Origin of the sequence: Spiroplasma endosymbiont of Dromius quadrimaculatus, from assembly GCF_964031155.1 — a bacterium.
In the GTDB taxonomy this organism is placed as follows: Bacteria; Bacillota_I; Bacilli_A; order Mycoplasmatales; family Nriv7; genus Nriv7.
Window position 1 is genome coordinate 453452 of the sequence record NZ_OZ035010.1, and the last position, 24302, is coordinate 477753.

The 24302-nt window shown below is 26.4% G+C and carries 30 protein-coding genes and 1 tRNA gene; all 31 read left to right on the forward strand.

The window, feature by feature from the left end:
* Positions 1-12 precede the first annotated feature (12 nt).
* The 31 genes from AAHM88_RS02645 to AAHM88_RS02795 all read left to right on the forward strand — a co-directional run bounded on the left by AAHM88_RS02645 (position 13) and on the right by AAHM88_RS02795 (position 24302).
* Positions 13-1506 carry a VWA domain-containing protein gene (locus tag AAHM88_RS02645; RefSeq protein ID WP_342263166.1) on the forward strand — a complete coding sequence of 498 codons (1494 nt, stop codon included), beginning with the start codon at positions 13-15 and terminating at the stop codon, positions 1504-1506.
* Between the two features lie 45 nt (positions 1507-1551).
* On the forward strand, positions 1552-2247 hold the full coding sequence (locus AAHM88_RS02650) for a hypothetical protein (protein ID WP_342263167.1): 696 nt from the start codon (positions 1552-1554) through the stop codon (positions 2245-2247).
* A 109-nt stretch (positions 2248-2356) separates the two neighbouring features.
* The gene (locus tag AAHM88_RS02655; protein ID WP_342263168.1) at positions 2357-3661 is read left to right on the forward strand and encodes a hemolysin family protein; all 1305 of its coding nucleotides are present in this window, start codon (positions 2357-2359) and stop codon (positions 3659-3661) included.
* Positions 3662-3755: 94 nt separating this feature from the next.
* Positions 3756-3838 (forward strand) — tRNA-Leu (locus AAHM88_RS02660).
* 24 nt (positions 3839-3862) lie between these two features.
* Positions 3863-4609 (forward strand): RNA methyltransferase, encoded by a 747-nt coding sequence (locus tag AAHM88_RS02665; protein ID WP_342263169.1) that lies wholly within the window; start codon positions 3863-3865, stop codon positions 4607-4609.
* A gap of 261 nt (positions 4610-4870) precedes the next feature.
* On the forward strand, positions 4871-5950 hold the full coding sequence (locus AAHM88_RS02670; RefSeq protein ID WP_342263170.1) for an NAD(P)/FAD-dependent oxidoreductase: 1080 nt from the start codon (positions 4871-4873) through the stop codon (positions 5948-5950).
* Positions 5951-5977: 27 nt separating this feature from the next.
* Entirely contained in the window at positions 5978-7402 is a 1425-nt protein-coding gene (locus AAHM88_RS02675; RefSeq protein ID WP_342263171.1) for an MFS transporter, read from the forward strand.
* Positions 7403-7558: 156 nt separating this feature from the next.
* Positions 7559-8596, forward strand: coding sequence for a phenylalanine--tRNA ligase subunit alpha (pheS, locus tag AAHM88_RS02680; RefSeq protein ID WP_342263172.1), 1038 nt, complete (start codon positions 7559-7561; stop codon positions 8594-8596).
* Positions 8597-8616: 20 nt separating this feature from the next.
* Positions 8617-11028 carry a phenylalanine--tRNA ligase subunit beta gene (pheT, locus tag AAHM88_RS02685; RefSeq protein ID WP_342263173.1) on the forward strand — a complete coding sequence of 804 codons (2412 nt, stop codon included), beginning with the start codon at positions 8617-8619 and terminating at the stop codon, positions 11026-11028.
* A gap of 30 nt (positions 11029-11058) precedes the next feature.
* Positions 11059-12648 (forward strand): MATE family efflux transporter, encoded by a 1590-nt coding sequence (locus AAHM88_RS02690; RefSeq protein ID WP_342263174.1) that lies wholly within the window; start codon positions 11059-11061, stop codon positions 12646-12648.
* On the forward strand, positions 12617-13132 hold the full coding sequence (locus tag AAHM88_RS02695) for a hypothetical protein (protein WP_342263175.1): 516 nt from the start codon (positions 12617-12619) through the stop codon (positions 13130-13132). The genes AAHM88_RS02690 and AAHM88_RS02695 overlap by 32 nt, the downstream gene beginning before the upstream one ends.
* Positions 13132-13311 carry a 50S ribosomal protein L32 gene (rpmF, locus tag AAHM88_RS02700; protein WP_338967155.1) on the forward strand — a complete coding sequence of 60 codons (180 nt, stop codon included), beginning with the start codon at positions 13132-13134 and terminating at the stop codon, positions 13309-13311. The genes AAHM88_RS02695 and rpmF overlap by 1 nt, the downstream gene beginning before the upstream one ends.
* A gap of 153 nt (positions 13312-13464) precedes the next feature.
* Positions 13465-13905, forward strand: coding sequence for a division/cell wall cluster transcriptional repressor MraZ (gene mraZ, locus AAHM88_RS02705; protein ID WP_342189441.1), 441 nt, complete (start codon positions 13465-13467; stop codon positions 13903-13905).
* Entirely contained in the window at positions 13905-14834 is a 930-nt protein-coding gene (rsmH, locus tag AAHM88_RS02710) for a 16S rRNA (cytosine(1402)-N(4))-methyltransferase RsmH (protein ID WP_342263176.1), read from the forward strand. The genes mraZ and rsmH overlap by 1 nt, the downstream gene beginning before the upstream one ends.
* 14 nt (positions 14835-14848) lie before the next feature.
* Positions 14849-16081, forward strand: a complete 1233-nt coding sequence (locus tag AAHM88_RS02715) for a hypothetical protein (protein WP_342263177.1) — start codon at positions 14849-14851, stop codon at positions 16079-16081.
* 42 nt (positions 16082-16123) lie between these two features.
* Positions 16124-17308 carry a cell division protein FtsZ gene (gene ftsZ / locus AAHM88_RS02720; RefSeq protein WP_342263178.1) on the forward strand — a complete coding sequence of 395 codons (1185 nt, stop codon included), beginning with the start codon at positions 16124-16126 and terminating at the stop codon, positions 17306-17308.
* On the forward strand, positions 17308-17688 hold the full coding sequence (locus AAHM88_RS02725; protein WP_342263179.1) for a cell division protein SepF: 381 nt from the start codon (positions 17308-17310) through the stop codon (positions 17686-17688). Before ftsZ ends, AAHM88_RS02725 begins: the two co-directional genes overlap by 1 nt.
* 101 nt (positions 17689-17789) lie before the next feature.
* Positions 17790-18194 (forward strand): hypothetical protein, encoded by a 405-nt coding sequence (locus AAHM88_RS02730; RefSeq protein WP_342263180.1) that lies wholly within the window; start codon positions 17790-17792, stop codon positions 18192-18194.
* Positions 18195-18332: 138 nt separating this feature from the next.
* Positions 18333-18626 (forward strand): hypothetical protein, encoded by a 294-nt coding sequence (locus AAHM88_RS02735; protein WP_342263181.1) that lies wholly within the window; start codon positions 18333-18335, stop codon positions 18624-18626.
* Between the two features lie 53 nt (positions 18627-18679).
* Positions 18680-19597, forward strand: a complete 918-nt coding sequence (locus tag AAHM88_RS02740; protein ID WP_342263182.1) for an ankyrin repeat domain-containing protein — start codon at positions 18680-18682, stop codon at positions 19595-19597.
* Positions 19598-20203: 606 nt separating this feature from the next.
* Positions 20204-20530 carry a hypothetical protein gene (locus AAHM88_RS02745; RefSeq protein ID WP_338982362.1) on the forward strand — a complete coding sequence of 109 codons (327 nt, stop codon included), beginning with the start codon at positions 20204-20206 and terminating at the stop codon, positions 20528-20530.
* A 2-nt stretch (positions 20531-20532) separates the two neighbouring features.
* On the forward strand, positions 20533-20754 hold the full coding sequence (locus tag AAHM88_RS02750; protein ID WP_342262239.1) for a hypothetical protein: 222 nt from the start codon (positions 20533-20535) through the stop codon (positions 20752-20754).
* A complete protein-coding gene (locus AAHM88_RS02755) occupies positions 20754-20915 on the forward strand; it encodes a hypothetical protein (protein WP_338982040.1) in 162 nt (53 codons plus the stop codon). The genes AAHM88_RS02750 and AAHM88_RS02755 overlap by 1 nt, the downstream gene beginning before the upstream one ends.
* A 3-nt stretch (positions 20916-20918) precedes the next feature.
* Positions 20919-21149, forward strand: coding sequence for a hypothetical protein (locus AAHM88_RS02760; protein WP_342263183.1), 231 nt, complete (start codon positions 20919-20921; stop codon positions 21147-21149).
* An 11-nt stretch (positions 21150-21160) separates the two neighbouring features.
* Entirely contained in the window at positions 21161-21295 is a 135-nt protein-coding gene (locus tag AAHM88_RS02765; protein WP_338968593.1) for a hypothetical protein, read from the forward strand.
* Positions 21296-21314: 19 nt separating this feature from the next.
* Positions 21315-21557: a hypothetical protein gene (locus AAHM88_RS02770; protein ID WP_342263184.1), complete on the forward strand. Its 243-nt coding sequence runs from the start codon at positions 21315-21317 to the stop codon at positions 21555-21557.
* A gap of 24 nt (positions 21558-21581) precedes the next feature.
* Positions 21582-22562, forward strand: coding sequence for a hypothetical protein (locus tag AAHM88_RS02775; protein ID WP_342263185.1), 981 nt, complete (start codon positions 21582-21584; stop codon positions 22560-22562).
* A gap of 231 nt (positions 22563-22793) precedes the next feature.
* Entirely contained in the window at positions 22794-23177 is a 384-nt protein-coding gene (locus AAHM88_RS02780) for a hypothetical protein (RefSeq protein WP_342263186.1), read from the forward strand.
* 2 nt (positions 23178-23179) lie between these two features.
* Entirely contained in the window at positions 23180-23428 is a 249-nt protein-coding gene (locus AAHM88_RS02785; RefSeq protein WP_215826579.1) for a hypothetical protein, read from the forward strand.
* Positions 23429-23431: 3 nt separating this feature from the next.
* Positions 23432-24052, forward strand: coding sequence for a hypothetical protein (locus AAHM88_RS02790; RefSeq protein WP_342263187.1), 621 nt, complete (start codon positions 23432-23434; stop codon positions 24050-24052).
* A gap of 67 nt (positions 24053-24119) precedes the next feature.
* Positions 24120-24302 carry a hypothetical protein gene (locus AAHM88_RS02795; protein ID WP_342263188.1) on the forward strand — a complete coding sequence of 61 codons (183 nt, stop codon included), beginning with the start codon at positions 24120-24122 and terminating at the stop codon, positions 24300-24302.

Genomic DNA, 24302 nt, shown 5'->3' on the forward strand with positions numbered 1-24302 from the left:
GAGTTGTTACAAATGATAAAGTTTTTAGAAAATACTATTGATTTAGAATTAAAAAAGCAAATTTTACGATTAAAAGAAGTTGATAAAAATATAGCATCATTTCAAACTTTTAAAACTAATTTTAAATGATTGGCAACAGCATTTGATGATGAGATTAATCATTTTTATGCGAGTCAAATTGAATCAGAAATTATTTCTCAATCATTATCGGTTAACATTAAACAAGAAATTTATTTATATTATTGAATTCGTGAAAATGGCATTAAAGGTTTAAAAGATAATTATGAAAAAGTATATTTTACTTTAGAAAAGGTGTTATCACCATTTGTAATGAAAATGAATTACTATCACTATCTTTTGAATGATAAAACGAAAGACTTACAACTTATTTTTCAAAATTTTATTAATAATTGAGAACAATTATTAATAAAGCGAGTTATTGATTTTAAATTAGCATCAATTAATGAATTAAGAAAAAAATATTTACGCGAAGTATATGACCGCATTGAAGTTGTTAAAAAATTTCGTCGTTTATATGGATTTATTTGAAATTTTTTTGGTCGTTTTTGAGATGGTAATGTTAAAGAACTTGAAAAGTTAGATTTAACACAATTACAAAAATTGGCAAATTTTTTGCAGACTGATCCGGCAATTATGACGATTGCTAAATTATTAGGACGATTAAAAGGGCAATCTGATAAATTAGAAGCGGTAATTACTGAAAAGATTAATATTGAATATGAAATTCGTCCTGCTAGTAAATGACCAGAAGAAATTATTGGGATTACCGAAAGTGCTGATTTAGAACATTTATTACCAATGGAACTAGTTCACTTAAATATTCCTAATTTACAACCAATTTTTTATAAAAAATTTCTTGAAAAAAAATTATCAACATTTGAATTTATTTCTAATGATGTAGTTAATGTTGAAACAATAACAAAAGCAAAAAGTAATCATCCACTTCCAGAAACTGATGGACCATTTATTTTGTGTATTGATACTTCAGCTTCAATGCGTGGTGAACCGGAATATATTGCTAAGGCATTAAGTTTAGCAATTGTTAAACTTGCTTTAAAGCAAAGGCGAGATTGTTATATGATTAATTTTTCTGATTCGTTAGAAGTATTTGATTTAACGACAGTTAAATCATCATTAAAAACTTTAGTTAAATTTTTATCACATTCATTTCATAGTAGTACGAATATAACTCCTGCTATTGTTCAAACTATTAATGTGATGAATCATAAAAAATATCAAAATGCTGATGTATTAATTATTAGTGATTTTTTAACAATTGATTTATCATCAAAACTAGTTAATCAAATTCAAGAACTTCATAATAATCGTAATCGTTTTCATTCAATAACTATTGGTAATAATGGGAATGAACAAGTAACAAGATTTTTTGATAATAATTGAATATATGACCCGCAAAATCCTTTTACTAAAAATGATATTATTGCGGATTTAGAAATTAAAACTAGGAGTAAAAGTAGTGAATAAAAAATATTTAAGATCTAATTTTTTAGAAAAAAGAGGAATTCATTGATGTGAATAAAATTTAAGGCAATACTTTTTAAAAAATCATTTAGTTTAACTTTTTGTGGGTGCATACTATTATTATTTTCGTTACCATTGTGTGTTTTGATTGTTGATAATTCTAATAGTAACCAATTATTAAAAATTAATCTTGCATATATTTTAAGTCTTTCGCCATTAACTTCATCATCAAATGTGGCTTTGATAACTTTTTTGTTATGAGGATTTTTATTTTCTTTAGCAATTATTCCTTTTGTTTATTGAATGAAAAATGATCATCACTATTGACGATTAGCATCATTAATATTACTAATTTGTGTTAGTTTAATAATTTGTGTTATTACGATTATTAGCGTTACTAATGATGGATTAAAAATTATGAATGTTTGAATGGTTTTTATTGGTTTTATTCCTTTTGTAATTGGCATTACTTATGAATGCTATGAGTGATTGTTAGAATTTTTACAGAATAAACAACAACATTTAAATCAAATTAAATATGCTTTAAATAAAGAAAATTCTATTAATCAAGAAGAACAATTATTAATTGCAGTTGATAAATTAAAAATTCGTTTACAAAAATTAAAAAAAGCATTGGATTGTGCTCATATAAATGGTAATATCATTTCGCAAAATTTAGAATTGAAGCAAACTAAAAGTTCTTCTTATAATAAAAAATATTATGAAGATAAAGTTAAGGAATAAAATTTAGTGTAGGATATATATTAAGAATTAGTTAATATCAATGGATTTTTTATGTTATAATTATAGTCCATATTTAAAGAAACTATCTTTTAGGAGGAATTAATAACTAGTGGAAATTGATGATTGGCTCATTTTTAATATGAGTTGACAAATTACATTATCTTGGTTAGCACCAACAATATTTATTTTATTATTTTTAAGTGCTTTTTTTTCAGCAATGGAAACAGCATTAACTTCAATTAATATTATTAGGATTAAAAATTTAGCAAAAACTAATAAAAGGCAGGCAAAAAAAGCTAAAAGAGTGTATCTTTTAGTTAAAGATTATAGTATTACGATTACAACGCTGTTAATCGCTAATAATTTAGTTAACATTGCTTTAGCGACATTTGTTACTTTCTTTTTTGATAATCAATTGGGTTTACCAACATATTGATCATTAATAATATCAACAATGTTTTCTTTAGTGATTGTATTGTTATTTGGCGAAATTATTCCTAAAAATATTGCACGATGAATTCCTGAAAAGTTAGCTATTAGTTGTTCATGAGTGATTGTTGTGGTGCGGTTAATTTTTTACCCATTAGCTTATATGTTTTCAAAAATTAAATTAAAATCAGAGCATCCTTCAACAACAGAAAGAGAGTTATTAGAACTTGTAAAAACTATTGAAAATGAAGGAGTTTTGGAAAAACAAGAGCGTCATTTAATTACTTCAGCAATTATGTTTGATGAAAAAACTGTTAAAACGGCAATGCAATCAAGAGATAAAGTAATAACAATTAATTATAATAGTTCTATTAGTGATATTAAGACTTTATATCGGCAAAAGAGGTTTACTAGAGTACCTGTAATAAATTCTAATACTAAAGTTGTTAAGGGAATTCTTAATGTTAAAGATATTATTATTAATACCCTTGATAATGAATCATTAACGATACCAGCGCTTTTGCAAAAACCGTTATTTTTGTCTAAAAATACCAAATTAAGTGTTGCCTTAGAAAAAATGCAAAAGAGTAAGATGCATTTAGCAATTGTAACAAGTAGTAAAACTAAAAAAGATTTTATTGGTATTATTACAATGGAGGATTTAATTGAAGAATTAGTTGGCGAAATTTATGATGAGCATGATGCAACAGGAAAAATTTATGAAATTGGGCATCATAAATTTCAAGTAGTAGGAACAATTAAGTTAAAAAAGTTATTTCAAACTTTAAATGAATCAGTACCTGTAACGAATGCTAAGTCATTAAATGAATGATATCGTGAAATTAGCGGTGAAGCAAAAATTACTAAGAAAAGTCCAGAATTTCAATATAATAACTATATTTTCCGAATTATTAAAGTAAGAAATTCTTATGCTTCGTTTGAAATTGAAGTATTAACAAATAATAAAACTGAAAATTGAGAATAGTTAATTGGTTGCCTGTTATTATTAAGTAATAGGCGATTTTCTTGGGGAAAATATTTGATTTTTTATTAAAATACTATATAATTAAAAAAATAAGGCCCAAGTGGTGGAATGGTAGACACAATGGTCTCAAAAACCATCGGTTAATCCGTATCGGTTCGAGTCCGATCTTGGGCACCATTAATTTTAGAAAGCATTTTTGATATGAAAATAATTAATTCAATAGATAATTCATTAATTAAGGATTTAGTTAAGTTAAAAGAGAGTAAGTATCGTAAAGAAAAGGAACAGTTTCTTATTGAAGGGTTTCACTTAATTGAAGAGGCTAAGAAACAAAATAAGTTATTAATGATTTTAACAACACAAGATATTGCTAATAAAATAGAAAATTTTAGTAATATAATTGTTGTTAATGAGCAAATTATTAAAAAAATATCTACAACTGTTAACCCACAACCAATTATTGGTGTTTGTAGTTTTTTAGATAGTTATGAAGTTGATAAAAATTTAGTTGTTATGTTAGATAAGATTCAAGATCCGACTAATTTAGGAAACATCATTCGTAGTTGTGTTGCCTTTAATGTCCAAACATTATATATTAGTAATGATAGTGTTGATATTTATAATGATAAAGTAATTCGAACTTCAATGGGGGCGATATTTCATTTAAATATTATTAAAACTAATTTGGAACTTATTATTGCTAGTGTAAAAGATAAAGGTTTTAAAGTTTATGGTACAGTATTTAAAGAAGCTAATAATCGTTTGCGAGATGTAAAATTTAGTAGTCAAGTAGCATTATTATTTGGTAATGAGGGTAAAGGAATAAATCCTCATTTATGACCATTAATTGATGATAATTTTTATATTCCAACATCAAATGGAGTAGAATCTTTGAATGTTGCTAATGCTTTAACTATTAGTCTTTATGAAATAATGAATCAAAATTAATGTAACTTTTTTACTTGCATTTTTTTATGTCTTAGAGAGGAACTTATTAAATAAAAATCGTTAAGAAGATAGCATATGATTGTTATTACTACCACGATATATAAATTAAATGCTTAATTAAAAAAATAAAAATTTTAAAATAATAAATTAATAATGAAATAATGTTTCAAAGAAAAAAGTTTTTTTCACTTTATAGTGTATTAAAATAAAACTGAGCTTTAAGATATTAAATTAATTAGTAACGAAAGAAGGAATGTTAGGGTGAAAAAAATATTAATTATTGGTTCAGGAATTGTTGGTCTTGAACTTGCAAAGGAATTATTAGCACAATCTAATAATAAAATAACAATTATTGAAAAAAATCAAGATGTTTGTTCCGAAACATCAATTTTAAATTCAAATATTATTCATATGGGTTTTGACGCAACACCAGGAACTTTAAAAGCAATCTTGGGAATGCAAGGTCATAATATTTGAAAAAAAAGATATTTGGCGGATAAAAAAGCTAATAATGAGATTATAAAATATGCTCCTTCACAAGTATTGGGTTTTAATGAAGATGATGTTAAAATATTAGATCGGCTTTTAAAGCAAGGAATTGTTAATGGTATTAATAGTAATTTGTTAACATTAAATGCAAATTTATCTAGTAATAAAAATGTTAGCAAATATTTATTAGGCGTTGATTCTTATATTTTAAATGTTAAGAAATATGTAACGCTATTGCTTAAACAATGAGAAAATAATGATCGCATTAAAATTATTAAAAATTGTAGTTTTGTGGCATTAACAACTAAATTATTTTTTGATGGTCATAAAGATGTTATCCCATCTGATTTTGATTTAATTATTAATTGTGCTGGTCATGGGGCTCAGTTTAATATTGAAGAAACAAAAAACTTTAGTTTGTCATTAAGAAAAGGTCAGTATTTAGTTTGTGAAAATGAAGATAATATTGATGTGGTATATTTTTTACCACCAACTAGTTTAGGAAAGGGGATATTGGTTGCTCCAAGTTTTGATAATAAAATAATTATTGGTCCAACAGCAGAAAATCATAATGATTATCATAATCACAATACAATTGATTTAAAAACAGAAACTATTCAGGAATTAATTGCAACAGGGAAAAAAATAAAACCTGATTTAAATTTTAACATTACGAGTATGTTTGCTGGTTCAAGGTCAATTGAAGCAAAAAATGATTTTCATATTGAATGGGGTTCTGAAAAATGAATTAATGTTGTTGGTATATCTAGTCCTGGTTTAAGTGCAAGTCCGGCGATTGCTAAATATGTTGTTAATATGATCCAAGAAAAAGAATTAAAAAATAAAAATTAATAATGATTAAGGATGGTAATAAAAAATATGAAAATTTGATTTGCAAAAATGTTTGCGTTTATGAAACCAGCAAAAGCAAAAGAACAATTAACTGAAGATTTTTTAATTAAAAAATATTTTAAATCTCATCAAGAGCGAGTATTTTGAATAGCAATAATATCATATATATTATATTATTTTATTAGAAGACAATGAAGTGTTGCTGGAAGTGATTTAATTAATAATGGTTTAATGACGAAAGATATTTATTCATTAGTTGGTATGGCAATGGGACTTAGTTATGGGGTTTCTAAATTTGTAATGGGTTCTGTTGGTGATCGTAGTAATGCGCGTTGATTCTTAGGAATCGGTTTAATTTTGTCATCATTAATGAATTTTGTAATGGGATGAACGGTTGGTATTAATATTACTAATATTGTATTAATGATGAGTTCAATGGCTTTAATTGGTTGATTTCAAGGAATGGGATGACCAGCTAGTGCTAGAAGTATGACTAATTGGTTTATTCCGAAAGAAAAACAAATGCGGATGACTTTTTGGAATACATCGCACAATTTTGGAACAGCAATAATTGCGATAATAATTATAATATCGCATTCATTATTAGAAGAATATATTGGTATTGCAAGTTACTTTATTTTGCCTAGTGCTATTGCTTTAGTTGGAGGAATATTAATTTGTATATTTATGAAAGACCGCCCAGAAAGTTTAGGTTTGTTATCAGTTGAAGAACATTATAAAAAGTATTACCCTGAAAAATTAGATATTGAAGTTAAAAAATTTGTTAGTGCTAATGGTAGTAAAAATAAGCTTGTTGAAAAAACTTGATTTTATTATTTTAAAAAATATGTTTTATTAAATAAAAATTTGTGAATTATTGCTTTTGCTAATTTATTTATATATGTATTAAGAAATGGTGTTTCTGATTGAACATTAACTTTCTTTAAAGAACAGCATAATTTTGATGTTAAAAATCAAGGTAAATGATTATGAAGTATTTTTGAATGAATGGCGGTTCCAGGAACGATATTAATGGGATTTACCGCTAAAACATTATTTAAAGGAAGATTAACACCGATTATGATAGCAGCAATTGCTATTACGACATTATCAATTGTTGGTTTATGACAAGCTCAATATCAAAGTATTTGACAAATTGCTCTCTTTATGGGAATTGCTGGTTTTTGTATTTATGGTCCAGTTGCGTTTATTGGGATGCAAGCGATGGATTTATCAAATAAAAGAGTTGTAGCGACAGCTGCTGGTTTTACGGGGATATTTGGTTATTTTGGTGATGCTGTGATATCTAAAGTTGTTATTGGTTCGGGATTACAAAGTTTAAGCAATCGTTGGGATGCAACCTTTATATTTTTAATAGTTTGTGGTGTAAGTGCTTGTATATTATTATCATTAGTATGAAATAAATCGTATCATGATAATGAAAATGAATAGAATTTATAGTTATTATAATTAGATTTAATATTTACTTGTGATAAAAGAAAGATAAAAAAAGAAATTATATTTTAAATATAATTTCTTTTTTTATTAGGGTTTACATAGAATTTGTTATAATTAAACAAGTTATTATATGATAGTAGGGTGAAGTAAATGACAGAACAACAATTACAGGAATTATTAGTGCAAGCAAAAAAAGAAGTTAATGAATGTCAAGATTTAGACCTTTTACAAACTTTAAAAATAAAATATTTAGGTAAAAAATCGCAATTAGATAGTTTATTAGGAACAATGCGTAATTTAAAAAATGAAGAAAGAATTGCTTTAGGAATGATTGTTAATGTTTTTAAGAAGGAAATAATTAGTTTATTCGAAACTCAAGAAAAATTTTTAAAGCAAGAAAATTTGGCATTAGAATTAAAATCAGAAACAATTGATGTTAGTTTACCAGTGAATAGTTTTTTGATTGCTAATCGTCATCCTTTAAATTTAATTATTTGTGAGATTAGTGAAATTTTTGAACAGTTAGGGTATGAAATTGTGCAAGGACAGGAAGTAGATACTGATGAATATAACTTTGAAAGGTTAAATTTAGCTAAAAATCATCCAGCTCGTGAGATGCAAGATTCATTTTATTTAGATAGTAATTATTTGTTAAGAACACATTGTACTAATGTTACGGCTCGTTATTTAGAAAAATATAAAGATGCTTCTTTACCGTTAGCTATTGTTTCTATTGGTAATGTTTATCGTCGTGATGATGATGATGCTACGCATAGTCATCAGTTTATGCAAATTGATGGTTTTTTAGTTGCACCAAATATTTCCTTTGCTAACTTGAAATGAACTTTAAATTATTTAATTAAACGGTTATTTAACGAAGAAAGTAAAATGCGCTTGCGCCCTAGTTATTTTCCTTTTACGGAACCATCAGTTGAGGTGGATGTAAGTTGTACTAAGTGTGCTGGTATTGGATGTAGTATTTGTAAACATACAGGGTGATTAGAAATTTTAGGTGCTGGAATGATTAGTCCGAATGTTTTTATTAAAAATAATCTTGTTGCTTCTTTACAAGGTTTTGCTTTTGGTATTGGTATTGAGCGGATTGCAATGTTAAAATATGGTATTGAAGATATTCGTCATTTTTATAATAATGACTATCGTTTTTTAAAGCAATTTAGAAATTTTTAGAATAATAGGAGAGCGTATATATGATTTTTACTCGTAAATTTTTAAATGAATATGTTGATTTAAAAAATATTAGTAATGAAGATATTGAACAAGCATTAAATGATAGTGGTTTTGAAGTTGAAAGAGTTTTTAGTTTTGATACTTTAAATACTAATATTGTTATTGGTAAAGTATTATCAAAAGTTAAACTTGCTAATTTTGATAAGTTATCGTATTGTATGGTTGATATTAATGAAGAGTTACCGATTCCTGTTGTTTGTGGTGCTAATAATGTTGAAGAAAATCGTTTTGTTATTTTTGCTAAAATTGGTGCTCATTTAGCCAATGGCATGATTATTGAAGAAAGAATGATTGCTAGTAAGCCTTCCTTAGGAATGATTTGTTCATTACAAGAATTAGGAATCCCTAAGGAAGTTTTAGCTAATCAAGATGCTGTTGGGGTTTATTTATTTCCTGAGGATGTTAATTATCCATTAGGTAATACTAATCCTTTAAGTTATATTTTTGAAAATGATACTGCTTTTGTTATTAATTTGACCTATAATCGTAGTGATTGTTTAAGTGCTTATGAATTAGCGCGTGAGCTAGCAGCATTCTTTAAATTGCCTTTAAAATCGTTAATAACTGATGATTTTTCTCATTTAGGAAATTTAGTTAATGATAAGTTATCATTGGATATTAAAATTGATAATAATCTTGTTAAAGCGATGAAAAATGTTACCGTGTTAATTGATAGTAGTGCCGTTACGCCAAAGTGATTATTTTCAAGACTTTGTTATGCTAATATTCGTCCAAATAATTTAATTCAAGATTTACTAAATTATGTTTCTTGAGAAACCGGACAACCATTAGTAGGGTATGATTATTCAAAAATTAATGGTGAAATATCAATTCAAAAAGCGAAGGCAGAAACGAAAGTTAATAACCAAGAGATATCTTTACAAGATTTTGTCATTGTTAGTGATGATATTATTGAAGTGTTAGGTGTTATGACTAACAAGAAATATGAAATTATTAATGCAACTAAACAATTTGTGGTTTTAGCATTACATTTAAATGAGAAGCAGATGTATGAGCAACAGAAAAGATATTTATCATTACTTAATGCTAATAATTTATTACGATGGTCAAAACCATCAAATGGGCATAATTTAGAAATTGCTATCCAAAGGTTTTTAGAGTTATTAACATCAATTGTAACTATTAAACAAGTATCACCAATAATTAATAATAAAGTGTTAGCGATAGAAAATGTAACGATAAAAACATCATTAAAAACCCAGAAAAGTATTTTAGGCATTAGTGATTTAACAAAAAAAGATATTATTGAATTTTTAAAACCGTTAGGGTTTTTAATTTCGGAATCTGGTGTTAATGATGATTTAGTAATTACTGTCCCTAAGTATCGCCTTGATATTATGAATGAGGCTGATATTAGTGAGGAAATTGCTCGCAGATATGGTTATAACAATATTCCTAATATAATGCCATTATTTATGCCATTAACTAAAGAAAAAAATTGAAGTAAATATATTTTAGAAACAATTATTAGTTATTTATTAAATCAAAATATTTTTGAAACAAAAACTTATAATTTAGAGTCAAGTATTAATTTAAATCGTTTTAATTTTTTTAATGTTACAAAACCTGTTAAGGTATTACAACCAATGTCGTTAAATCATCAGTATTTAAGAACTAATTTAGTAAATTGGTTATTAACGATAGCACAATATAATAATTTCCGAAAAATTAATGATATTAAAATTTATAGTTATGAAGATATTTATGATGATTTAAAATTTCATCATCAACAATTATCAATTTTATTGCAAGGTAAATGAATGGATATTCCTTATTTACCACAAGCAATTACTGTTGATTTCATTAATACTAAGGGATTATTGCAAGGAATATTGCGGAAATTAAACTTTAATGATCAAGATATTCAGTATGTTCCTTCAACATACGATGATTTGCATCCGCATTTACAAGCTAATGTTGTAATAAAAAATCAGCAAATTGCGACAATTGGTAAAGTGCATCCAAAAATTCAACAAGAATTAGATTTTAAAGATGATAATTTTATTATTTCATTAAATATGACATTAATTAATGAACTTTTTAAATACGATATTAAATATCAGACAATTATTAGAAATATGTTTTCTTGATTTGATTTGTCGCTTTTAGTTAATAAAGATACAAACTATGATAGTATTATTAAGCCATTATTAAATATTAGTAATAAGTTAGTTGATTTGCAACTTATTAATGAGTATGAAAATGTTGATAAACTTGGTCAAGATAAAAAATCTTGAACTTTACGATTATTTTTTAATGATGCAAGAAAACAACTTACTGATGAAGATTTAAAAGAGCAATATGATTTATTTTTAAAAGCAATGAAAGATTTAAAAGTTATGGTGCGTTAATCGTTATTTATTAACTAGAAAGGTATAAAAATGAAAACAATAATTAATGATAATTTTAAAAATGATGATGAATTACAATTGACAAAAAGAGAAATAGTAATTCGTAATTATAATCCTTGAAAAGCAATATTTTTTATGTGCTTGCCAACGGTTATAATTATGATTATTATGTCAACATATAATTTGATTGATAAGTTTTTAGCATTACAATTTGCTGATAGTTATGTTATTAGTACATTTTTAGAAAATAATCCTTTAATTGAACAAAATAATTTACAAATGTTAGCTCGAAATATTATTAATGTAGCAACCCAATATTCTTCTTCAACAATTGGTTTATTGACAGCGTTTAGTTTATTTATTGCTATTGGGACATCAACAAGGTTTGGTATTGCTTATGGGGAAAGAAATAATCCATTAATATCACGAACTATTGGTAATGGAATTTCTTTAATGATTATTGTTGCTATTGTTTTAACACCAATTTTAGTATTTACTAATGAACCGCTAATTGCTTTGCAATCAAAAAATTCGCAAATGACAAATCCCGAAGTATATAAAATTACTTTGCAGTTGGCAGTTGGTTATACGAAGTGGTTTATTTTCTTTTTATTTTTTGTATTATTAAGTAATTTTTTAATTAATTTATTAAGATCTGAAGGTCAAGGTTTTTGAGCAACAATTATTATTTTTACTTCAGTAATTGTTAATGTTGTTTTAGATATTGTATTAATGGTTTATGGTAAATTAGGATTAGAAGGGGCAGCGATTGCGACAGTTATTTCGTGATTTTGAAATATTGTTTTTGCATTATTAGTTATCTATTTAGATCCGAAATCAAAGTTAAAAATTTATTGAGAAGATTTGAAAATTGAAAAAACGATTTTATATAATATTATTACTATCGGAATGACACCATTATTTATTAATATTTCAGTTGCTGTGACATCAGCACTATCTAATTTTTTTGTTTCAATGTTAAGTAGTGAATTACCTCGGCCGGGTTTTACTGTTCCATGAGTTGTACAGTTATTTGCTGGGATTGCGCCATGAATTGCGTTAACTGATTCTCCTTTAATTGGTGTTAGTCAAGGCGGAAGGGCATTATTATCTTATTCTTATGGTGCTAAAGATTATCAAAGGATTTGGGATATTCTTAAAAGGATAATTTTAGTGCAATTTTTAATATTAATAATTACCGAATTAATTATTGGTATTTTTGGTAATGAAATGTTAAGTCTATTTATTTCTAATGTTGATACGACTTATCGGTGATATTTCTTGTTAAGTTATTTAGTTTATCCAACAGTTGTTGTGCCATATGTTGGGATTATTTTTTATCAATCAATTAGTCGTCCTAAGATGTCATTATTTTTTTCGGCGCTTCGTTCAATAATTGTTTTTATACCTTGTATTATTGTTGGTTATTTCGTTGCTTTGGTAACTAAAAATGCTCATTATTATTTTTTATTTTTAGGTTTGGTAGCACCAATTTCAGCTTTGATATCAATCCCAATATTAATTATGACTTGAAAAAAATATCGTTCTTATTTAAAATTAAATAGTGCAAAAAAAGTGAGGAAGAGTAGTGAAATATTCACAAAGTTATTTAAAAAATAATCCAGTTATTAATTTGGATAATGTTATTACGATTAATCCCGAAGTGATAAGAGCTAGTAATAGTCATATTAAAGAAGTTAATTATGCGCATCTTAAAGGGACAATAGTTTATAACTCACAAGTTAATTCATTAATTATTGATGTGCAAGTGACAGTAACGATAACATTATTGTGTGCTTTAAGTTTACAACCTTTTAGTTGAACTAATGAATGAAATTGAAAGGATGAGTATGGTTTTGATTATTTTAATTGTAATTTAAACTATATTATTAATGAAAAAATATTTTATTTAGATAAGTATTTGTGAGATGAAATATTTGCAATAACCCCTATCAATTTAACAGTAAAAGATGTTAAAATATGTAAGAAAGGTAAGAAATGACAATTTATTACTGAAAAAGAAGTTTATAATTCTTTAGAACAAGATAGTCGTTGAATGCCCTTAAAAAAATTGAAATTAGAAAGTATTAAGGAGGATAAATAATGGCAGTTCCGTTTCGACGTATATCAAAAACAAGAAAAGCGAAAAGAAGAACACATTTTAAGTTATGACATCCAACATTAGTTAGTTGTACTAATTGTGGTGCAAATATTAAGCCCCATCGTGTTTGTAAAGAATGTGGTTATTACAAAGGCAAAGAAGCAGTTAAAATTGGTGAGTAAAATTTGTATTTAATTTCAAATGATAAAAAAAGAGCATTGCTTATAATAGCAGTGCTTTTTTTAAAATTTTTAATAAATTGTGTTAAATTTTATTGAAAAACTTGTTAATTAGGAATATAATGTGTTTACTAGTGGGAGAAAGTGGGTTATAATATGCTGTTAGGACAATTTAAACATAGTCTTGATGATAAAGGCAGAATTATAGTTCCGACACGCTTTCGTAGTAAACTAGGTGAACAAGTAGTCATTTCTAAAGGATTTGATGGTTGTTTAGTATTAAGAGCGTATGATGTGTTTATTAAATGACAAGAGCAAATTTTATTAAGTTCAGAAGGTTTAAAGGATAGTCGTATCTTACAACGACAAATTTTTGCTAATTCTTTAGAACTTAATATTGATAAAGTTGGAAGAATTAATCTTCCGGCAAATTTATTAATATTAGCTAATATTAAGAAGGAAGTTATGATTATTGGACTTGCCAATAAAATAGAAATTTGAGACATTAAGGCCTGAGAAAATTATTTAGTAAATGCTGAAAATAATTTAGAACAATCTGCTCAAAATTTAATAATGAATATTGAGGAGAAAAATTAATGTTAAAACATAAACCAGTTTTATTGTCAGAAACCCTAGACTTATTAAATATTAAATCTGATGGTATTTATGTGGATTGTACTTTAGGAAGGGCAGGACATAGTGAGAAAATTTTAGAAAAGTTAACAACTGGAAAATTATATTGTTTAGAACAAGATAAACAAGCAATTGTTGATGCTAAAGTGATATTAAATAAATTTCATAATTATGAAATTATTGCCACTAATTTTCGTCATTTAAAGAAAGAATTACAATTAAGAAATATTTTACAAGTTGATGGTATTATTTATGATTTAGGAGTATCATCACCACAATTAGATGAAGCAGAGCGAGGATTTAGTTATCATCAAGATGGTCCTTTAGATATGCGAATGGATCAAAACCAAACGCTATCGGCAGAAGTTATTGTTAATAATTGAAGTTTTGAAGATATTGTTAATATTTTATGAATTTATGGTGAAGAAAAGTTTGCAAGAACAATAGCACGAGCTATTGTAAAATATCGTGAAAATAGTAAAATTATAACAACATTACAACTTGTTGATATTGTTAAGAGTGCCTTACCAATGAAAATTTTAAAAAAGGCTAAACATCCAGCCAGAAAGACATTTCAAGCATTAAGAATTGCCGTTAATGATGAATTAGATAGTTTGCGAGTTTCGTTAAAGCAATCTTTGCAACTATTAAAATCAAAAGGGGTGCTTGTGGTTATTAGTTTTCATTCTTTGGAAGATCGGATTGTTAAAACATTATTTAAAGAACAAGTAGTTCCTAAATTTGATCCATTATTATCTAAATTACCAATCTCAATCAAATGGGACCCTAGTTTTGAATTATTAACTAAAAAAGCTGTTTCGCCTTGTGAGCAAGAAATTCAAGAAAATTCTCGTGCTCGTAGTGCTAAATTAAGGGCAATCAGAAAAATTTAAGGAAGGTATTGTTAGTGATTAATCAAGAGCTTTATGCAGTTATTGAAATAGATACTAAACGCATTAAATTTATGGTTTTTAGTTATCATAAATCACAGTTTAATGTTTTGTTTAATCATATGCAAAATGGTAATTTTTGTGATAATGGTGTTGTATTAGAACCTAAAATTGTCGGTAAACTTATTAATATGATGGTTAAAAAGGCTAATTTGCAATTAGCAATTCAAATTAAACGCGTGGCTTTGAATTTAGTAAGTAATGGTTTAACTATTCGTCAGGGACAAGCAATAATTGAAATTAATCGCAAACAACATCGGATTACTAATGAAGATATTAGTAATTTGATTGCAATGAGTAAAAATATTTCTCTTGCTAATGATGAAGTTATTTGTTTGACACGACCATATAAATTTATTGTTAATGGGCAGAAAAAGCTACCATACCCGCCAATTGATGAGTTAGCAACAAGTGTTGCGGTTAATTCGTTAGTTTATACAATTAAAAAAGAAGTTTATAATTCACATTTAGAAGCAATAAATTATAGTAAATTAGAGTTGTTATCTTTAGTTTTAATGCCTTTTTGTCATGCTTGAGCAACAGTTTCTCGCAAAGAATTACAAGATGGAGCAATTATTATTGATTGAAATTATGATAATACGCAAGTAAGTATTTTTGCTAAAGAAACACTATATGATTTAAATATTATTGATTATGGGTTTAAAAATCTTATTGCTGATTTACAATATGCTTTGCAATGTCCATGAGATGTTGCTGAAGACTATTTACATAAAATTATTAATATTGATAATAATTTTTTGGATAATAAGATTATTTACTCTAAATATGATTATGAGAAAAAGAAATATTTGGAGTATAGTCATCAAACATTAAAAAATATTATTATTAGTCGTGTTGAGGCAGTTTTAATTAAAATTACGGAGCATTTGGCACATATTTTGAAAGCAAGAAATTTGCCAATTGTGTTTTTGGGTGAAGTAATGAAGATTGCTGGTTTTGTTAATTATATTAATAAAAATAGTAATTTAGCATCATTACGGTTTTATAATTCTAATATTATTGGTGCTAATGATGAAATTTGGTCAGGACTTATTGGTAATGCTTATTATCAACACTTATTAAACAAAAATACTATTGAAAAAGTATTTTCAATTGATAGAATAAGTAGAGAACCACAATATCCGAACATACCTAAGGATCATAAGTTAGATTATGTTCATAAGTATTAGTAATATTTGCCGGTTTAATTCATAAAGAGGAGATGAAGAGAAATGAATAATGATACTCAACTAGAACAATATGATCAAGTAGCTCATATTAAAGTAATTGGTGTTGGTGGAGCTGGAAACAATGCTGTTAATCGCATGATTGAGGCAGGAGTTCAAGGTGTTGATTTCATTGTTGCAAATACTGATGCTCAAGTATTAAGCGTTTCTAAAGCTCGTGAAAAGATTATTTTAGGCAAACAATTAACTAAAGGTTTAGGAGCAGGTGCTAATCCAGAAATTGGTAAGCAAGCAGCAATTGAAACTGAACCGGAAATTAAAAAGATGTTAGAAAATTCTGATATGGTTTTTATTGCCGCTGGGATGGGTGGTGGAACTGGTACGGGAGCTGCACCAATTATTGCCCGAATTGCTAAAGATTTGGGTGCTTTAACAATTGCGATTGTTACAAGACCATTTACTTTTGAAGGTCGTTTAAGAAGTTCTTATGCTGTTCAAGGTATTGAAGAATTAAGAAAGCATGTTGATTCATTAATAATTATTTCTAATGATAAGTTATTGCAAGTAATTGGTGGTGTGCCTTTAACAGAATCATTTAATGAAACTGATAATATTTTACGACAAGGAGTACAAACAATTACTGATTTAATTGCTGTTCCCGCGTTAATTAATTTAGATTTTGCTGATGTTAAAACAGTTATTGAAAGTAAGGGTAGTGCTTTATTTGGTATCGGTATTGGCACTGGTGAAAATAAAGCTATTGAGGCTGCTAATAAAGCGATTTCTTCACCATTATTGGAAGCATCAATTAAAGGGGCTCAAAATGCGATTGTGAATGTTACAGGTGGTAATACTATGTCATTATTTGATGCTAATGATGCTGTTGATATTGTTCGTCAAGCTGCTGGTAGTGAAGTAAATATTATTTTTGGTGTTGCTGTGAACGAACATTTAGATGATGAGATGATTGTTACGGTTATTGCTACTGGTTTTGATGAAAGACAAATTGAGAAAGCTAATCCTCAGGTTATTGAAGAAGCACGATTAAAAAGATTTCGCCCCGTAGGAGCAGAAAATTTGTCTAATTTTGGTTATGAAAATGATCAGTTGCAAGAACGAAATGTTATTTATAAACCGCAACGAGTTGGTAATTTTAAACCATCACCAGATGGTTTACAAGAGGAATTAAGTAATGATGATGATTTACCACCATTTTTAAGAGGGCGATAATGATGTTCAAAAGAAGACAAAAAAAATCAGCAATATTAGTTCAAAATGATGACATTCATTCTAATCCAGTATTGTCAGAGTTGCATTCAACAATGAGACTTCAAGATAATGATTTAAGTCCTACTGTGCAGTCATTAGCAGTTGATGAGAATTTAACAAAACCATTATTAGAATATGAATTAGAAGCTTATGCTCAAGTTGTTGCTTTAGCAGACCGTTTAGTTGCTGGTGAAAATTTAATTGTTAATGTTGCAAATTTATCACCAATTGATCGCAAACGTACTTTAGAGTTTTTAGGTGGCGTTATTTATACTTTGCAAGGTAAAGCTCAAAAAATTGATGCTTGTGCTTATGTTTTTATTAGTAATGAAAATTTTTAATAGTTATTATTTTAGCGATCAGAGATTTTTATGTAAAATAAATATTTAATAGACATAATTGGTGTCTATTTTTTATGTTATGATTTTAGTAGGTGATGATTATGAATTATTCCAGAGATTATATATTGAATGAGAAACAAATGGTGATTGATAAATTAAAACAAGAAAATAATATTTTAAAACAACGAATTTATACTTTAGAAAAATATATTAATGATTTGCAAAGAAATTTGCATATTAAACAAAATGAAATTATTAATAATGCTAATCAAAATGCTAATGTTATTATTGCTAAAGCCATTAATATTGCTTATAACTTTAAAATTGAATTAGAGCAATTATGATTAGATTTAGAAAGTAAACAAACTGATCCGGTGATGGTGTTAAAATTAATTGATAACTTTTTAGAAAAACAGCAACAAACATTTTTAGTAAATGCTAATGAATCGCATCGCGTTTTTCAAGATTTAGAGGCATCTTTACAATTAGTTAAAAATAATTCATAATTTTAACAATTTTTATTGCATAATTGATTAATATTAAGTTATGGTATTGTAACTTAAAAGCAAAAATAACAAGTTTATATAAGATTTTGTTATTTTTTTATTTTGTTTATAAATTTAAATTAGAGAGGATATTAAAAAATGAATGAAAATATTTTTATAATTTTTGTTGCCAAAAGAATCATAAAGGTTCCTGAAATGATATCACAAATAATAACAATAAATACTAAAATGCAATTTGATGAACTTTATAATTTGTTGATCGCAAATGAAACTAAAAATAAATTGCAAAAGTTTATTACTAGATTTTCTAAAGAAAGAGGTTTGGAAATCAAACAAGACTTTAATAGTTTTATTATTTCATTAGTAGAATATAAAAAAAATCAGCAGATTTTAAAATTATTGCTACTACAAATCGCATTTATAAAATTTTAAAATTAGATAAAATTTCTTTATTTGATGATTTCCCTAAGATTATTAATGAAAAATTGTTAGGGTGAAGGTTTAAAAATAATAAATCTGCAATCGAATCCTTAAAAATAATTTTAGAATTAGGTGCTAATATTAATATTAAAAATAGTTTGGGTGAGACCCCATTACATCGAGCTAAAAATTTTGCTAATATTAAAATTTTAATTGCATATGGTGCTGATGTTAATGCTGTCAATAATAAAGGCATTAGACCAATTCAGAAAACTAGGAATTCTGATATTATTAAGTTATTAAGAGAAAATGGTGCTAATTCTAATATTGACAATAATTTAATAAAATCAATTCCTAAAAGTAAGAGTGCTGATATTATTAAATTATTACTAGGCAATAGTGTTAATGCTAGTAGGGATGCAATTAAATTATTACTAGAAAATTGTACTGATGTTAATGCTGCTATTATTAAATTATTACTAGAAAATTCTACTGATGTTAATGCTGATGTTATTAAATTATTACTAGGAAGTTATCCTAATGTTAATGCACAAGATAGTTTTGGTAATACTTTACTGCATTATGCTAATAATATTACTGTTATTAAAATGTTATTATTTCGTGATGCTAATACTAATATTGAGAATTTTGAAGGTAAAACGCCGTTAGATCTTGCAACTGGTGAAAAGTATGATCTGTTGTTAAAATGTGGTGGTAAATATGGCAGTTTTTCAAAATTAAAAGCGGTTAATTCGCAAGATAGTGAATTAATTGATTTTAATAATATTTTTCATTATGAGAGTAGTGCATTGGAACAACAAAAATGAAATGAATTTTTAAAGGATATAACAACACCACAACAACAAAATAATGATACTGAGGTTTTCGTTAATGATGGTTTTGTCATTAAGCAATCACAATTAGTAGAACAACAAAAATGAAATGAATTTTTAAAGGATATTATAGGACAAGATTCAAAATAACGAAACAGTTTGAATTAAAATACCACAAGTGTTGGAACGATAAAATATTTGTAATTAAGTTTATTTAAGGTGATTAATTTTTTAAATAATATTTTTAAAGGACGCATAAAGTTTTGTTAGGTGGGAAAAGGTTTGAATAAGTATTAAGGACAGTCAGCAATGATTGTCTTTTTATTTTATAAGGTGTTAAAATTTGTTCTTTGAAAATTAAATACAAGTGAATTAATAATGTTGGTATGTATTAAAGCACGATAAATTGTGGGTGGTCGCCATAACCAAAAGAAGTTTACCAGTTGATAGATAACACCCTATTAGCTATAGCAATTTGTTTCGTTTTGCAATAAAAAAATGAATGGGTGGATTTCCTAAAAATATACACGCTATTAAATTAGTTCCAAGGGTAGGATGCGGATGTTAAAGTGTAGAAATTTCTATATAGGGGATATACTAAGTTTAAAATTATTAAAATCTTTATCTAATTAAAAAATAAAATTTACTAACAAAGCTTGTTAAACACTTAAATCTGCGATATATAAGTGTTTAAAAAACTAAGTTAACTAACTTAGTTAATATAACTTAGTTTATCCATAAGAAAGGTAATTTACTATGAAAAACATTGAAAACATTTTCTTAAATACTAAAAAATATCTCTTAAAAGAAACACAAAACGCAATGCTTATTAAAGCCCCAAAAATTCCATGATTTAATAAACAAATCGGCATTTGGTTTCCAAAGCGATTTGTTTATAAAGGAAAATACGAAAATTCAATTTGCATTGGAATAATAAAAGATAGTAAATATCAAGTAATTTCAATTAATCAACAAGAGCAAGAAACTAAGTTAATTAAAGGGCAAGAATTGTTGGGTTTCTTCATTGCCGAAAAAGAAAACAACAAAAAAGATATAAATTATAACTATTTTAAAGGAGCTTAAAAATGAATATTGCGATTGGAATAATATTTATTATCATTTGCATAATGTTATTGGCATATTTTGCTTATAAAATTTATGCCAAAATAAAAATTAGAATTAAATATAAAAATGCCATTAAAAATAATACTGGTAATTTCACAAAAGACGAGAAAGTATTTATTGCTCGCTTTGAAGAATGAGTTAAAGCTCCTAATTCAAAAGAAAATAATGAGAATAAAAAATAATGTTTTGAGAAATTATTATGGAATTCTTAAAACTGTTTGTTCCGATAGAAAAAATGCCTGCACAAGTTGCGTTTATTGCCGGATTAATTATTATCATTACTTTTCTTTTCGCATTAATTTCAATTATGTATTTACCAATAAAAATGATTTTTGGGAGATAAAAAATGACAATAAACTTAAAGGAATTTAATTGAGAGCAAATTAAACAAACTTTCTGAGATTTATTTATTCAAATTACAACTATTCCGGCTCACATTACTGGTGGTAAAGAAATTGATTTAACCCAAAAAACACTTTGGCTTTTAATAGCAAATATTGCTTTTTGATTCTTAACAGCAATTATGGTGTGATTTATTCTCATGTTACTTTGAAAAACCATATCAGTATTTAGATAGAGGCAAAAGTAATGTCAAGAAGTTACATTGTGATGCATTCCCAAAGAAATTCAAAATTAATTAGGAAAAAATATAATCGTGTTAAGGTTAACCGTGGTTTTAACAAATTTAAGAAAAACTTTGAATATAAATGATGAATGTTTTAAAGAGAAAGGGGGTGATTATATGATTGGAACTTTCTTGGCCGATGCGCCCGCAGTAACAAAGATAACAGCTAGCGACGCGATGACTAAATTATGAAATGCGATTATAACAGCGTTTACTAAAATGTGAGAAATTATTGCTGTTAATATGCCACAAGTCGGTAACTTCTTTGCTGACTACTGAATATTCATTTTTCCATTTATTTTGGCAATATTCTTTATTTGCTTTAAAATGTTTGAAAAATTACTTGGAGCGGTGCGCTAACAAAAAAATAAAGTGAGGTGCAAGATGAAATTTTGCAAATGAATAATAGAAAAAAATAACCATTTTATTGAATTGAATCGCACCTCATTTTTAATTTTATGACATTGCGGAGCAATTTGATATATTTACAACGGTTATTTTAAAAACATTGTAAGCTATTTATTTTTAGCAGGTTGTATTTTAATTTTTCTTTTTAAAATCGGTAATTTAACACAAATTAACAAAGTTATTAATTTCTTAAAAAATTCACCATTAAATATTGTGATTGGTTCATTAGGAACTGGAAAAACTGCTTTTCTAGTATATGCATCAAAATTACTAAAAAAGAAAAAATATCATATCGCATCAACCTTTCCATTACTAGAAACTCAAAAATTAAGTTTAGGACATATGGGATTATTAGACTTTGATTATCCGGTATTGCCAGACAAAACCTTACTTTTATGAGATGAAACCAATTTATTTCTTGAAGGTACTGATTGAGAAAAAAATAATACCAAAAACGAAGAAACCGGTATTCAAGAGTATTTTGCCCTGGCACGCCATTTCGGTCATATTGTTCTCGCTAGTGGTCAAAGAGATAAACATATTTGAGTTAAAGTTCGTGATATTGCCAATAATGTGATTGTTGGCATTCGCAAAAAACCTGTTAATATTTTTCGCCCCTACTTAAAAGTCATCTATGGTACCTTTACGAGCATTGAAGAATATGAACGCTGACGAAACACTTTAATTGATGCTAAAAATAGTAAAAAGGGTCGTCGCATTAAATATCGCGATATTCCTGAACTTGATATTTATTTTTTTAAACTAAAAATTCCTCTACCAATACTTAACACTTACAATTCTTTTTACCTAGCGTTTTTAAGAGATTACTTAAATTCAAAAGTAAATTCTGACTATGAAGATAAATACTATACTGACACAGCAATTGATTTAGAAGACTTGGAATATTTAAAAATGGATAAATTTAGCAAATTTTTAAGAAAGATGAAAGAAGAATAACGGTTAACTCTGTTTTTATTAGCGACAATTATTATTTGGACATTAATTAAATTAAGTTAAGTTTTATTTATATTTTTGTTTCATTATCAGTGCAATTCCAACAACAATCATAATTCAGAAAAAAATTGCCATTGGTGTAAAACCAAATAAAAACTCAAATATCTTATATACAAGAGTTCAAGCACCTTTTAAAAATTTTAAAATTTTACTCTATGAAAGGAATAATAAAAAATGGAAAATCTCGCAAAAATGGCCGACTTTCTCGCTCAAATGCTTTATAAAGTTTTTGACTTAATTTGAAGTTTAGAAGTGCCGGGAACGAATATTCAACTGATATTTCCTTTATTCTTAACACTCGCTGTAGAATTTCTTATGGCAATTATTCTTGGATTTGGTAGTCAACAAGTTAATTTAGAGCGAGAACGCCGATATGCCGTTAAAAATAGTGGGCGGTTAAGTGCGTGAGGAAAAGTTAAAAAACACCACCAAGAGATATCCGCTAGAATCAACAAACAAGACAAACAAATTGGTAATTTTCACCACAAAAAAAGTGGTCAAATTACCACAGTTAGACAAAATAAAAATTTCAAATCGTGAAATCAAAAGAGTAAATAAATATGTTCAAACTAATTATTATTTTTATCTTAATAACTGTTCTTGGACTTTTAGCTGGTAGTCATTTTGAAACTTTAACGAATTATATTAGCGAAGGCCTTGCCAATTTCCAAAAATTTATTACTAGCAATTTAACAATTTTAGAACTATTTAAACCAATGGCACGAACATTTTCGCAACACCCAATTTTTACCATTCTTGGTGTCACTTGTGTACTTATTGCCTTATTTATTGTAATTAAAGGTAGGTAAAAAATGGAAAAATGAACTAAAAAACAAGAATTAGAAATAGAGAATGATAAATTAAAAATTGTTAATGTCATATTAGAAAATAGTGTTAATACTCTTAAATACATAATAATGGAAAAAAATAAAGAAATTTTAGAACTAGAAAAGTGAAATACTATTCATATTAATCAAATATCAGACTTAATAATTGAAAACCAAAAATTAAAAATTTTTAAACAGGAAAGGAAAATTAAGATGAAAAAACTTTTAGGAAAATTATTTAAAAAAGATAATTCAAAAGAAAAAATACCATTAAAATTAAGAATTAAAAATTATTTTAAAAAACAGTGGCTAAAAATAGTATTAAGTATCATTTTTATCTTTATAAGCTTATTAATTTGTGCATTAACAGTAATCGATGCTAAATGAATAACCGGAACAAGTGATGAATTTAATAAATTTATGAATGAAGAGATGGTTAAATTCTTTGGTAAATTCAATAGTGGTATTATGCTAGCAGGAGTATTTGTTTTTTGATGAGGCGGAGCAATATATTTTGCAATTAAATTTGAAAAATTAATCCGCTTGATTATTCAAAAAATTAAAGCAAAAAGAGCTTTGAAAAATAAAACTAAACAAAGTCATTAATTCTTTAAAAAAATATTGATGAATAATACTTAATTACATTATATTCATATCTTTAAGTATAGTTTTATTGTTACATACAGATATTGAAAATTTGCAACAATTTATTAAAAATTTTGGAGCAATTGGTAAGTTAATGATTATAGGTTATTCATTAGTATGAGTAACCATAACAGAAATAGTAAACTGCTTAATTCGTTTTATATTAAAAAAGATTAAAACTAAAAGAACAACGAAAAATAAAATATTTTAA